The 11,981-nt window shown below is 61.5% G+C and carries 12 protein-coding genes and 2 pseudogenes; 5 read left to right on the top strand and 9 right to left on the bottom strand.

Annotated features, from left to right (window positions below):
• Positions 1-38: 38 nt before the first annotated feature.
• A pseudogene (locus tag OIU19_RS23985) lies at positions 39-116 on the top strand (IS5/IS1182 family transposase); the annotation flags it as partial.
• A 623-nt stretch (positions 117-739) separates the two neighbouring features.
• Here the strand turns inward: OIU19_RS23985 and OIU19_RS23980 are convergent.
• The 3 genes from OIU19_RS23980 to OIU19_RS23970 all read right to left on the bottom strand — a co-directional run bounded on the left by OIU19_RS23980 (position 740) and on the right by OIU19_RS23970 (position 4,020).
• Positions 740-1,342, bottom strand: a complete 603-nt coding sequence (locus OIU19_RS23980) for a tRNA-uridine aminocarboxypropyltransferase (RefSeq protein WP_264237092.1) — start codon at positions 1,340-1,342, stop codon at positions 740-742.
• 79 nt (positions 1,343-1,421) lie between these two features.
• Positions 1,422-2,987, bottom strand: a complete 1,566-nt coding sequence (locus OIU19_RS23975) for a PAS domain-containing methyl-accepting chemotaxis protein (protein ID WP_264237091.1) — start codon at positions 2,985-2,987, stop codon at positions 1,422-1,424.
• Between the two features lie 139 nt (positions 2,988-3,126).
• The gene (locus OIU19_RS23970) at positions 3,127-4,020 is read right to left on the bottom strand and encodes a LysR family transcriptional regulator (protein WP_186557496.1); all 894 of its coding nucleotides are present in this window, start codon (positions 4,018-4,020) and stop codon (positions 3,127-3,129) included.
• Between the two features lie 226 nt (positions 4,021-4,246).
• Between OIU19_RS23970 and speB the strand changes: the two genes are divergently transcribed.
• Complete coding sequence (gene speB, locus OIU19_RS23965) at positions 4,247-5,197, top strand: agmatinase (RefSeq protein ID WP_186557495.1); 951 nt, start codon at positions 4,247-4,249, stop codon at positions 5,195-5,197.
• Positions 5,198-5,409: 212 nt separating this feature from the next.
• Positions 5,410-6,789, top strand: a complete 1,380-nt coding sequence (locus OIU19_RS23960; protein WP_264237090.1) for a sodium:solute symporter — start codon at positions 5,410-5,412, stop codon at positions 6,787-6,789.
• An 81-nt stretch (positions 6,790-6,870) separates the two neighbouring features.
• On the opposite strand, the gene OIU19_RS23955 is transcribed toward OIU19_RS23960, so the two are convergent.
• A complete protein-coding gene (locus tag OIU19_RS23955) occupies positions 6,871-6,999 on the bottom strand; it encodes a PA1414 family protein (protein WP_256214945.1) in 129 nt (42 codons plus the stop codon).
• Positions 7,000-7,124: 125 nt separating this feature from the next.
• On the bottom strand, positions 7,125-8,018 hold the full coding sequence (locus OIU19_RS23950) for a LysR family transcriptional regulator (RefSeq protein ID WP_264237089.1): 894 nt from the start codon (positions 8,016-8,018) through the stop codon (positions 7,125-7,127).
• A 106-nt stretch (positions 8,019-8,124) separates the two neighbouring features.
• On the opposite strand from OIU19_RS23950, the gene OIU19_RS23945 reads away from it, so the two are divergent.
• Entirely contained in the window at positions 8,125-9,285 is a 1,161-nt protein-coding gene (locus tag OIU19_RS23945; RefSeq protein ID WP_264237088.1) for an MFS transporter, read from the top strand.
• A gap of 114 nt (positions 9,286-9,399) precedes the next feature.
• Here the strand turns inward: OIU19_RS23945 and OIU19_RS23940 are convergent, their stop codons facing one another.
• The 4 genes and pseudogenes from OIU19_RS23940 to OIU19_RS23925 form a co-directional block, all read right to left on the bottom strand.
• The gene (locus tag OIU19_RS23940) at positions 9,400-10,326 is read right to left on the bottom strand and encodes a DMT family transporter (RefSeq protein ID WP_264237087.1); all 927 of its coding nucleotides are present in this window, start codon (positions 10,324-10,326) and stop codon (positions 9,400-9,402) included.
• Positions 10,327-10,423: 97 nt separating this feature from the next.
• Entirely contained in the window at positions 10,424-10,828 is a 405-nt protein-coding gene (locus OIU19_RS23935; protein ID WP_186557490.1) for a transcriptional regulator, read from the bottom strand.
• Between the two features lie 78 nt (positions 10,829-10,906).
• Positions 10,907-11,161 (bottom strand): BrnA antitoxin family protein, encoded by a 255-nt coding sequence (locus OIU19_RS23930; RefSeq protein WP_264237086.1) that lies wholly within the window; start codon positions 11,159-11,161, stop codon positions 10,907-10,909.
• A pseudogene (locus OIU19_RS23925) lies at positions 11,139-11,416 on the bottom strand (BrnT family toxin). Before OIU19_RS23925 ends, OIU19_RS23930 begins: the two are co-directional and overlap by 23 nt.
• 216 nt (positions 11,417-11,632) lie before the next feature.
• On the opposite strand from OIU19_RS23925, the gene OIU19_RS23920 reads away from it, so the two are divergent.
• On the top strand, positions 11,633-11,905 hold the full coding sequence (locus OIU19_RS23920; RefSeq protein WP_186557488.1) for a hypothetical protein: 273 nt from the start codon (positions 11,633-11,635) through the stop codon (positions 11,903-11,905).
• The last annotated feature ends 76 nt before the right edge of the window (positions 11,906-11,981 follow it).

Below are 11,981 nucleotides of genomic sequence, written 5' to 3'. Positions count from 1 at the left end.
ATTTGCGGCGTCTTTGCACTATTTGAACCCACGTCAGAGGTAGGCCCCGAGCCAGTGATCGACGGATGCTTGATGGCGTACTGTGGGTGCTCTGTTCGGGTGCTGCGTGGCAGGATAGCGGTCAGCTACGAATGGCTGCTAACGACCCAAAGCTGCCCTTCACGACGTTCCGCAATCGGCCTAAAGCTGCCTGTTCGTAACGGGAGAAAGCTTCCGGAATTGGATGCCTGAAAGCGCATGATTACCCACTCGCACTGTAGGTACTATGACATGCCCTCAATTCATACCCTGAATGCTCGCGGCAACGTTCTCCTCCCTGTAATGCCCGCTCCCACAGGCTCACCGCCAGCCGGAACAACCGCGCGGTATCTGTGGCAGGTGTGGTGGGTGATCTGGCCTTTTCGCGGGCAAGCTGGCCAACACAAAAGAAAAATTCAAACCTTGGCTGTGGCTTCTGCGAGAGCGCAGCGATTCGCCCGCTCTTGATCTTCGTGCGCGCAGTTTCGGACGACGCAAATTCGCGACTTCAGGAGGCTGAGCAGAGGTGCCTGTAGGGCCAGGTGCGCCAGCACCCTTCGGCGTAGCCGAAGGCGCGAGATGTAGATTTGCGTAGCAAATCGTAGGCCGCACGGGCCCGGAAGGCGCCGGCGCGAAGGGATCCCGCCACGGGCGGGACTGATGGTGGAGCGCAGACTTTTTTGGTTACTTTTGGCTGGGCCGGCACAAGAAACCCAGAACCTCACCCCCCCCCGTGATTACGCTCAAACGTCTCCCGCCCCATAGCCCTGATCTGCCCCTCGATCAACGCCTCAAACGGCCGCAACAACTGATCAAAACACCCCGGTGCCTCCAACACATTGAGCCCCTGCACCACCGCCTCCAACGTAGACAGAGCCCCTGCCTCGGGCGCCTTGCGCAAACGATACCGCGAAGGCAAAACCTGCCCCAGCGTCACCCGCGGCAACTGCGCCAACAACGGATTGAGGTACAAAAGCTTACGCGCCTTACGCCACGTCCCATCCGGCACAATCAGCATAAAGGGCAATTCACATCCCTCCTGCGCATACCCCACCAAGGCCTGTGCCTGCTCCCCCGGAAACAACAGCACCGGCCGATACCCAGGCGTCGCAAATAACTGATCAAGATCGGCAAACACTTCGCCCACCCGCAACTCGGCATTGACTAACCCCAGGGTCGCCAAACGGGCGGTATTGAGGGCATGCAAACGCTCACTCGGATGCTGCAACACCACCACGCGAGTACGGCTCTGAAGATGGGGAATCAACGGGCAAAGACAATGATCTTGCGCACGCAGGCAGCGTTCGCAGCGGGGTCTGGACATCGGGTTCTCCTGGCTCAGGCAATTTTGCCACAGCCACCCGAAAAAAAGCCCACATCCCTGTGGGAGAGACGATCACGCGCTATCGGTTGAAACGTTCAGCCAGGCTGTGCAGATATTCGGCCATGCGCTCAAGGTCCTGGCTGATTTCAGCCCCCTGCTTGGCCTGCCCCGCACTCTGGTCGCACAAGTGCGCGATGCGGGTTATCTGCTGATTGATGTCCTCGGCCACATGGCTTTGCTGCTCCGAAGCTGTCGCCATCTGCTGGCTCATGCCGGTGATACGGCTGACCGCCTGGGCAATGCCTGACAATGCCTCACGCACCGCCTCGACACTGTGCACGCTGTCGCGCGAGATCTGCTCGCCGCGATTGGCGGTGGACACCGCGCGCTCAGCCCCCGCGCGCAGGCTGGCAATGATGTGGTGGATCTCATCGGTGGAGGCCCGGGTGCGCTGCGCCAACGAGCGCACCTCATCGGCGACCACGGCAAACCCGCGACCCTGCTCGCCCGCCCGCGCCGCCTCGATCGCGGCATTGAGCGCCAGCAGGTTGGTCTGCTCGGCAATCGAGGTGATCACATCGACCACGCTGCCAATCGACTGGGTCTGCTCGGCCAAGGCATTCACGGCCTGGCCGATGTCGTTGACCGCCTCGCTCATGCTGCCCATCGCCTGCAAGCTCTGCTGCGCCAGGTCGCTGCCTTGCTGAGCCAGCTGATCGGCGTCGCTGGCCGCATGGGCGGTGCTTTGCACGTTGTGAGTGACTTGCTGGATGGTCGCGGCCATTTGTGCAATGGCGGTGGCCGACTGATCGGTCTCGCTGCGCTGGCGATCGAGCATCTGCGCCTGGGCATCCGACAGGTCCGCCGACTGCGCAGCGCGCGACTTGACCCCGACGCCGGCATCGACCAGGCGAGTCAGCGCTGTCTGCAAACGCGCTTCTTCGCTGATGATGGCCAGGTCCAACTGGCCATGCAGACCGGGATTATCACTGTAGGTCAAGGCCACGAGAGGGCTGGTGAAGGCTTTGGGATGCTCATCGAGGGTGCGCTGGATGGCCCGATTGTGCCGATGCTCGATCAAATACCAAGCGCACAATTGGCTGGCCATCAGCACCGCCAGCGCGGCATAGGGCTGCAGCCACAGGTAGCCGGCCGCCGACACCAGCCCCGCGCCGATCAGCGGCCAGCCCTGGCCCAACCCATGGCCTAATCGCGCCGCCCAGGAGACTGCACTGCGACCGTTACGCAGGCGTGCATAAAGCGCCTCGGCACGGTGGATCTGCTCACGACTAGGCACCGAGCGCACCGATTCGTAGCCGCTGATCCGGCCGTTTTCATAGATCGCCGTGACATAGGCGCTAACCCAATAGAAGTCGCCGTTCTTGGAGCGGTTCTTGACCACTCCCATCCACGGTTTGCCCTGTTTGATGGTTTCCCACATATGACCGAAAACTGACGGCGGCATGTCCGGGTGACGCACCAGGTTGTGGGTCTGCCCGACCAATTCGTCGTAGGTGAAACCGCTGATCGCCACGAATGCGTCATTGCAATAGGTAATGCGGCTGTTGAGGTCGGTGGTGGAAATCAGCCGCTGCTCGCTGGAGAAGGTTCTTTCATGCTCGGTGACGGGCAAATTCATGCGCATCGGGGCAGTCCTTGCTTGTGTAGATGATGGGAATTTTCATCAAAGCAAGTAGAGGTTTAGCAGAGCGCCAGCATGAAAGCGGTCAACTTTTTGTAGGAAATTATCCCTGTCAGACGGAATGTCCTAAATGCGGTATTGCCTAGCCAACATTGAGCTGGCTTTTGAGCAGGTCACGGAAGGTCTGGATCAATGGCTCACGGCTGCGCCCCCGGCGGATGATCAGCGAGAAGGGTGCCTGATAACCGAAGGTAGCCGGCGATAGTACCCGCAGATCCCCTTTATCGACCCAGGCCTGGGCGTAATGCTCAGGCAAATAGCCGATGTAGGCGCCGGAGAGAATCAGGATCAGCTGCGCTTCCATGCTTTCAACGGTTGCCGCGCTGTGCTTGAAGCCATGCCGGGCCAGCTCGGCCTGGCTCCAGTAACCCCGGCCGACCATGCGCTGCTGGGTCACCACCGGTTCGGGAATGCGCCGTTCGACGAACAATGGGTGCCGGCTACTGCAGTACAGCCAGTGCTGTTCGCGATACAACGGCTGATAGACCAGGCCACTCATGCGCGAAGAGAAGGCACCGATGGCCAGGTCCAGACGGTTGTCCTGCACGCCCAGTTGCAGTTCGTAGGGGCTGGAGACCGACAAGTGCAGATGCACCGCCGGATGCTCCTGGCTATAGGCGCCAATGGCCTCGGCCAGGGGCAAGGCGCGATCGCCGACAGTTGAGTCGATCACCCCCAGGTTGAGGGTCCCGCGCAGCTCGCCCTTGAGCGCTGCCGCGTATTGCTCGAAACCGTCCATTTCCGCGAGCAGACGCAAGGTCTCCTGATGAAACAGCTCACCCTTGCTGGTCAGGCTGAAGCCTCCGCGCCCGCGGTGGCAAAGGACGATGCCCAAGGAACTCTCGAGCTGGCTCATGTAGGTGCTGATCGCCGAGGTCGACAGGTTCAGCTCGCGCTGGGCATTGGCGAACCCCTGGTGGCGTACCACGCTGACGAAGATGCGTAGCAGTTTCAGATCGGGCAGGGTCGAGGCCATGGTGCAGCGGTTCCGCAGGCTGGAAATGGCCAAAGTCTAACCCGAGCCAGGGTTATTAGTTCAGAAATTCCTGAACTAAGTATTTGCCGGTAGCGATTCTTTCCGCGCACTACCTTGCGCAGACTTGGCCGAAATGTCCCTGCCCGCCGGCACGCTCGCGCCAGCCAGGCGCGCCGCGGAACAGGTTCGAACAAACATAACAATCGACCGACTGATGAGGCCCACCGTGGACAAGACTCTTCACCAACCACTGGGCGGCAACGAAATGCCGCGTTTCGGCGGCATCGCCACCATGCTTCGCCTGCCCCACCTGCAAAGCGCCGAAGGCCTGGATGCCGCGTTCGTCGGCGTGCCCCTGGATATCGGCACCTCGCTGCGCTCGGGCACCCGCTTCGGCCCCCGGCAGATCCGCGCCGAGTCGGTCATGATCCGCCCCTACAACATGGCCACCGGTGCCGCGCCCTTCGACTCGCTGTCGATCGCCGATATTGGCGATGTGGCGATCAATACCTTCAACCTGCTCGACGCCGTGCGCATCATCGAAGAAGCCTACGACAACATTGTCGAGCATAATGTCATCCCGCTGACCCTCGGTGGCGACCACACCATCACCCTGCCGATCCTGCGCGCCCTGCATAAAAAGCACGGCAAGATCGGCCTGGTGCACATCGATGCCCACGCCGACGTCAACGATCACATGTTCGGCGAGAAGATCGCCCATGGCACCACCTTCCGCCGCGCAGTGGAAGAAGGCCTGCTCGATTGCGATCGCGTGGTGCAGATCGGCCTGCGCGCCCAGGGCTATACCGCCGACGACTTCAACTGGAGCCGTCGCCAGGGTTTCCGTGTGGTTCAGGCCGAAGAGTGCTGGCACAAGTCGCTGGAGCCATTGATGGCTGAAGTGCGCGAGAAAGTAGGTGGTGGCCCGGTGTACCTGTCGTTCGACATCGACGGCATCGACCCGGCCTGGGCCCCTGGCACTGGCACCCCGGAAATCGGTGGCCTGACCACCATCCAGGCGATGGAGATCATACGTGGCTGCCATGGCCTGGACCTGATTGGCTGCGACCTGGTCGAGGTTTCGCCGCCCTATGACACCACCGGCAACACCTCGTTGCTCGGCGCCAACCTGCTGTTCGAGATGCTCTGCGTACTGCCAGGTGTCGTACGTCGCTGACGTGTCAGCGACTGGAGCAAGATGAGCGGTTTACCCGGGAGCGGGCTTGCCCCGCGATCGCTATCGCGAAACAAGCCCGCTTGCGCGTGACCCAGGCAGGAGCCATGAAGAGGGGCCGGTGAGGCCCGCCAATACAAGACAAGACCGCCGGGCGCCGTGCACCTGCCCGGACGGTCGATCTCGCCATAATAAAGATAATCGGGAGACCCCCAATGGCCTTGGACATCATCGTAGTACTGATCTATGCCGCCGGCATGCTCGCGCTTGGCTGGTACGGCATGCGGCGGGCAAAAACCCACGAAGACTACCTAGTAGCCGGACGCAATCTCGGCCCGACCCTGTACATGGGCACCATGGCCACCACGGTGCTGGGTGGTGCTTCGACCGTCGGCACCGTGCGCCTGGGCTACGTCCATGGTATCTCCGGATTCTGGCTGTGCGCGGCACTGGGCCTGGGAATCATCGCGCTGAACCTATTCCTCGCCAAACCCTTGCTGCGCCTGCGTATCTTCACCGTCACCCAGGTGCTTGAGCGGCGCTACAACCCCATGGCGCGCCAAGCCAGTGCGGTCATCATGCTGGCCTACGCGCTGATGATCGGCGTCACCTCGACCCTGGCCATGGGCACGGTATTGCAGGTCCTGCTCGACCTGCCGTTCTGGCTGTCGCTGCTGCTCGGTGGCGGCGTGGTGGTGGTGTACTCGACCATTGGCGGCATGTGGTCGCTGACCCTCACCGATATCGTCCAGTTCGTGATCAAGACCGTCGGCCTGATGTTCATCCTGCTGCCGGTGTGCCTGTACAAGGTCGGTGGCTGGGATCAACTGGTGGCACAGCTGCCGGCGGCCAGCTTCAGCTGGACCACCATCGGCTGGGACACCATCATCACCTACTTCCTGATCTACTTCTTCGGCATCCTCATCGGCCAGGACATCTGGCAGCGGGTGTTCACCGCCCGTGACGAAAAGGTCTGCCAGCGCGCCGGTACCACCGCCGGTATCTACTGCGTGCTGTACGGTTTGGCCTGCGCCCTGATCGGCATGGCCGCCCACGTGCTGATGCCGGACCTGGCCAACCCGAACAACGCCTTCGCGGCGATGATCAAGACCACCCTGCCCGATGGCATCCGTGGCCTGCTGATGGCGGCCGCCCTGGCGGCGATGATGTCGACGGCCAGCGCCGGCTTGCTGGCGGCCTCCACCACCATCACCGAAGACCTGCTGCCCAAGTTGCGTGGCGGCAAGCAGTCGAGCCTGGGGGTCAGCCGCCTGTTCACCTTGCTCACCGGCCTGGTAGTGCTGGGCATCGCCTTGGCAGTGAACGATGTGATCAGCGCGCTGACCCTGGCTTACAACCTGCTGGTCGGCGGTATGCTGGTGCCGCTGATCGGGGCGATCTTCTGGAAGCGTGCGACCACCGCAGGGGCGATCGCCAGCATGTCGCTGGGCTTTGCCACCGCGCTGCTGTTCATGTTCAAGGATGGTCTGGATGCCAATACGCCGATCTACTACAGCCTGGCGATTGGTCTGCTGAGCTTTGTGCTGGTCAGCCTGCTGTCGCGTCGCCCGATGGCCGCGGTGAACCTAGCCTGATCATTATTGGGCTGTCCGGCAGCCCAATCGGTTGAAACGAAAAGGCCGCTGCATCTGATCGATGCCGCGGCCTTTGTCATGTCAACGGCGACGAGGTTGGCGCTTGCGCTGCTCTTCGTCGGTGGGAATCGGCACCGGCTGCAGCGGTGGCGGAATCAGGCCCAAGGCGACAGCCAGGTCGTGGAGCCAGTTGAACAGTGGTTTTTTCATAGAGCCCCCTTCACGGGTCAGCCTCACGGCAAAATCGATTCTGCGATGTTTCATACAGATCATAGTCCGATGTCCTGCATTACGCATTCGCCTAATCGTATAGATAGGGACGATTTTGACCCGGATCAAGCGGTCGCGGGGCGTTCCGACGGTCGGTCAACTGTTTCGCCTTGTTGCAGATCGATCCACGCCTGCAAATTTGCCCCACACATACCCTGGCGCCACATCAACCAGGTTACGGCCTGATCGAAGGGTGCTTGCAGCCGGTGGACGCGAATCTGCTCACGTCCTGGCAGGCTGTCGAGCATCGATTGCGCCATCAACGCCACCCCTGCCCCGGCAATGACACAGGCCAGCATGCTCTGGTAGGACTCGATTTCCATGACCCGGCCCATCGGCGTGTGGGCGTGGGCGTACCAGGCTTCCAGGCGCATCCGGTAGGAGCAGCCCTGGCGGAAGGTGAACACCGCCCGTCCTGCCACATCCCGGGCGCTGTGCACCGGGGGGTGCTCTGGGCTGGTGATCAGTACCAAGACTTCTTCGCACAGTGGCACGCCATCGAGCCCTGCCAGGTTGGGCGGCCCATCGACCAAGGCGGCATCCAAGCGGTGGCTCATCAGCCCTTCCAGCAGATCGCCGCTAGGGGCGGCCTGTACCTGCAGGTTTACCGCTGGGTAAGTCTGGTGATAGCGGGCCAGCAACGGCGGCAGATGCGTCGCCGCCGTGCTGTACATCGTGCCCAGGACGAAGTCCCCTGCGGGTTGACCGCCCTGAACTGCCGCCACCGCTTGGTCGTGCAGGGTCGACAAGCGGTTGGCGTAGTCGAGCAGCACCTTTCCGGCTGGCGACAACTGCAAGCGCTGGCGCTCACGCAAGAACAGCTCAACACCCAACTGCTCCTCCAGCTGTCGCAGCCGCGTCGACAGGTTCGACGGCACGCGGTGCAAGCGCTCGGCGGCACGAGTAAGCGAACCTTCTTCGGCCACAGCCTGGAAGATGCGCAGTTGACTGAACTCCATGACATTCTCCATAACAGAACAACTTCATCATCATTATTCAATTTTATTGAAAGTCAATCCGCCTTACCTTGCCACTCATCGACTCACACCTGGCAGGAGCATCCTCATGTCGCCGCTCGTACAACTACTGGCCAGTGCCGTGGCCCTGATGATGGCCATGGGCATCGGCCGCTTCGCCCTGACCCCACAACTGCCCAGCCTGATCGCTGAAGGGCAATTCGACCTGACTGCCGCTGGCCTTGTCGGCGCCGCCAACTACCTGGGCTATTTCCTCGGCGCGGTGGACGCCATGTTCGCTCGCCAGCCTGGCCAAGTACGCCTACGGCTGCATGCTGGCCTGTGGCTGTGCGTGGTGTTGACCCTCGCCTCGTGGATAGCCAATGGTTTCTGGAGCCATCTGCTGCTGCGCTTTGGCACTGGCGTTGCCAGCGCCTGGGTGCTGGTGATGATTACCAGCCTCACACAACAGCTGGCAGCCGCTCATGGCACACCGCGACTGGGCGCCCTGGTGTTCGCGGGGCCTGGTGTGGGCATTGCGCTGACCGGGCTGCTGGCGCTGGGGGCACACCTGCTGGGGATGGACTCGGCAGGCTTGTGGCTGGTCTATGCAGTGGCCGCGCTGGTCATGTTGCTTACAGTGCGACCGTGGTTGCCAAGGGCGCTGGCGCCTGCACCAGCAGCGGTCGCACGTTCGGTGCCGAGCCCCGGCATCGCCCGCCTGGGGCTGGTGTATGGGCTTTATGGGGTGGGGTATATCTTGCCGGCCACATTTCTCTCGCAGATGGCCAACCAGCGTTTTCACGGGCATTGGCTGGCCGACCTGTTCTGGCCAGCGTTTGGCCTGGCTGCCGCGTTGGGCGTGGTACTGGTGAGTGTGCGCCGACCTGGGCGGACTACCGGCTGGCTGGCCGCAACCCTTTGGCTGCAAGGCCTAGGCGTGCTGGCCTGCCTGCTGGGTGATGGGTTTGGCCTGGCCCTGGGGGTGGTGCTGTGTGGAGGGCCGTTTCTGGCCTGCATGCAATTGGTCATGCAGCGCTCGCGGGAGCAGGCCCCGCATGCCACGCAGCGCAATGCCGGACTATTGACCGCGTGCTTCGCGCTCGGCCAATTGAGTGGGCCGCTGCTGGCAGCGCTGAGCAATCACTACAGTGGTAGCCTGCAACCTGCGCTGGTGTTGGCCGCCAGCGGACTTGGACTGGCCGGCGCCCTGCTAGTGACCAGCCGCAGCGCAGCGCAGGTTTGTCAGACGAGCACTAGCACGGCCTGAACGTGCCTGGGCGTTTTTGCCGGCCTCGTCGCGGGGCAAGCCCGCTCCCACGCAACCCGGTGTTGGCCAACGTGGGAGCGGGCTTGCCCCGCGATCAGCAGCTCAGATGACTACTTAGCCAACCACCTTGCGCAACTGCTTACGCACCCAGGGCTCAGCACTGACCAGGATCACCCCGCACAACACCATCACCGCCCCGAGGACAAAGTTCACACTCAGCGGCTCCCCCAACAGCAGCACGCCAAAGGTCACCCCAAACAACGGCGTTATGAAGGAGAACACCGCCAGGTTCGAAGCCAGATACTTGCGTAACAACCAGAACCAGGTCAGGTAGCTGACGAACGAAACCACAATCCCCTGGAACAACACGCTGCCCATCGCCAGTGGGGTCAACGTAACCCTACCGATCTGCCCGCTCATCAGCGCAATCAGCAACAGCCCGACAAAGCCCACCATCAGCTGATAAAACAGGGTCAAGGTCGCCGGCGCTTCCGACAGCCGCGAGCCGCGCACCACCACCGTAGTCGCGCCCCAGGCCAAACCCGCCAGCACCCCAAAGGCATCGCCTAGAAGCGTGCGGCCATCGATTTGATCGAGCTGCAAGCCGCCAGCGAAGGCTGTAGCGATCCCGGCAAACGACAGCAAGATACCCAACCACTGCAAAAGCCGCAGCCGCTCGCTGGGCAGCATGAAATGCAGGCCGAGTGCGGTGAACACCGGGGCGGTGTAGAGAAACACCGACATGTGCGCAGCCGAGGTCAACTTCAGCCCCTCGGCAATGAATAGAAATTCCAGGCCAAACAGTGCGCCAGCCAGCAATCCCGCCCGCCAGGTACTGCCCACCTGGCCCCAGCCACCACGCCAGCAGATCAAGATACCGACCAACAGCGCAGCGATACCGGAACGGAAAGCCGCCTGCATCACCGGGGCGATATCAACGGCGGCCCATTTGATCATCACCTGCTGGCTGCCCCAGATCAGGCACAGACCAAGCATCAGTTGCAGGGCGAAAGCGTCGGGGTTCTTGCGGGCCGCACTCATGGGCGGGCCCCTTGTACATTCGATGGCATGGGCAAGGCTCGGCAGAGAAAATGGATCCAGTGCCGATTATCGGGTTCGCGACGCCGCCGTTACCAGCCTAAATTGCGCCGCCAGCAATCTGCGCCTTGGCCGATACGTGCTCGAAGGTGTTTTCGTCCAGCGGATCTTCCTGCTCATCCAGCACCTGACGCGGGTGCTCGAAGCCAGGAATGCTGCTGTCGATCAAACTGAGCAAGCGCGAGCCACGCTCGGTGAGCACGAAGTTCTCGCCATTGCCGCCATCCTCTGCCGGTCGAGATTCAATGAAGCCGCGCTCGAAGAGGATCTTCTCGTACTCGCACGCGCGGGTCTTCAGATGATCCAGATCGCCCACCGGCTGGCCTTGGGCGGCCAGCGCCGCGGCGTGTTGCTCGGCGTAGGGGCGTGGCGTAAAGCTGTGATCAGCGCCATTTTGCACTTCGTGCAGCAAGCGTTGGATCAGGTCCCAGTCGTAGCTGCTCATGGAGGTTGGCTCCTGCTGTGAACGGATGGGGTACACAGCTTGGGACCGGCATGGGGCTGCAAGCGTTCCGATGGAAGTTCAACGATGGCGCTGCTGAGCCTGCATATACTGGCGCAACAACTGATTTATACGCGTCTGGTAGCCCGTGCCCTGCTCCTTGAACCAGGCCAATACATCGGCATCAAGACGGATCGTCACGGCCTGTTTGGCTGGAACCCGCAGCTCAGCCTGGCGAAAAAAATCATCACCTAACTCGGCAATGTCTGAAGTGTCGATCTGCTGATCGTCTTGTTGAGCCAGGCGGCTCCAATCAGTTTTGGAAGACTTGGTCATAACGTTTTGCCTCTTGTCTGGTCGCCTTTCGCGCAGAGATGATCCGGATTACATCTGCCTGCCGCTCGGTATACACGACCACCCCGACCAGCGCCTGCAGCCAGCCTAAGCCGATCCAGCGCTCCTCACCATAGGCCTGCCGATCATCGCGCAACAGCAGCATGGGGTGCTGGAACATATCCGGCACATCGCTGAAGTCGATACGCGCTTGCGGATGTTTATCTGATTCTTGGCTTCGTCCCACTCAAAACGCATGGGACTGCCTGTATTTACTTTTGTACATACACAATACTCCCTATAAGCCAGCGAGCCTAGAAGAAGCATCAGCAGATCAACAGAGGTTAAGTGCAGCAAACAGGGCATTTAGGAAGCGGATTACAAGCAAAAGAGATTCGACCAGGCACTTTCCCCAGGTGAACTTTCCTCCCCGTCATAGCCTCAACCGATTACTTGCTGACCGAGGCTCATCTTATGAAGACCCTGCACCGAGTCACCCTGCTTGCCAGCCTGTGCTTCGCCCTGCCCAGCTGGGCCTGCACACTGGAGGAGGCAACCGCAAAACGCGAAGAACTGGCCAAGTTGGTGTCGCAACTGACCGAGCAGAACCCGCAAAAGGCCAAGGAGATCAACGACGAGCTTCAGGGCATGGACCTGGCGACAGAAAGCAAGGATCTACCTGACAAGTGCCAGTTGATCGACCGCAGGCTACAGGAGCTCAAGGTCGCGGAGAAAAAAGCGGAGTGAGGTGATCGCAGCGAGGGGCAAGGCGCCGGTCCGTCCTAGGCAAAGCCAGGGCAGACCGGTAGTTGCCTGGAGAACG

This window comes from Pseudomonas sp. BT-42-2, assembly GCF_025847435.2.
Taxonomy (GTDB): Bacteria; Pseudomonadota; Gammaproteobacteria; order Pseudomonadales; family Pseudomonadaceae; genus Aquipseudomonas; species Aquipseudomonas urmiensis.
This window is presented reverse-complemented; position numbering and strand designations above follow the sequence as displayed.

Bases quoted from the DNA above. Each gene is read 5' to 3' on its own strand.
- OIU19_RS23980 (WP_264237092.1), bottom strand. From the start codon at position 1,342: ATGTCCAGACCCCGCTGCGAACGCTGCCTGCGTGCGCAAGATCATTGT.
- OIU19_RS23975 (WP_264237091.1), bottom strand. From the start codon at position 2,987: ATGCGCATGAATTTGCCCGTCACCGAGCATGAAAGAACCTTCTCCAGC.
- OIU19_RS23970 (WP_186557496.1), bottom strand. From the start codon at position 4,020: ATGGCCTCGACCCTGCCCGATCTGAAACTGCTACGCATCTTCGTCAGC.
- OIU19_RS23960 (WP_264237090.1), top strand. From the start codon at position 5,410: ATGGCCTTGGACATCATCGTAGTACTGATCTATGCCGCCGGCATGCTC.
- OIU19_RS23955 (WP_256214945.1), bottom strand. From the start codon at position 6,999: ATGAAAAAACCACTGTTCAACTGGCTCCACGACCTGGCTGTCGCCTTG.
- OIU19_RS23950 (WP_264237089.1), bottom strand. From the start codon at position 8,018: ATGGAGTTCAGTCAACTGCGCATCTTCCAGGCTGTGGCCGAAGAAGGT.
- OIU19_RS23945 (WP_264237088.1), top strand. From the start codon at position 8,125: ATGTCGCCGCTCGTACAACTACTGGCCAGTGCCGTGGCCCTGATGATG.
- OIU19_RS23940 (WP_264237087.1), bottom strand. From the start codon at position 10,326: ATGAGTGCGGCCCGCAAGAACCCCGACGCTTTCGCCCTGCAACTGATG.
- OIU19_RS23935 (WP_186557490.1), bottom strand. From the start codon at position 10,828: ATGAGCAGCTACGACTGGGACCTGATCCAACGCTTGCTGCACGAAGTG.
- OIU19_RS23930 (WP_264237086.1), bottom strand. From the start codon at position 11,161: ATGACCAAGTCTTCCAAAACTGATTGGAGCCGCCTGGCTCAACAAGAC.
- OIU19_RS23920 (WP_186557488.1), top strand. From the start codon at position 11,633: ATGAAGACCCTGCACCGAGTCACCCTGCTTGCCAGCCTGTGCTTCGCC.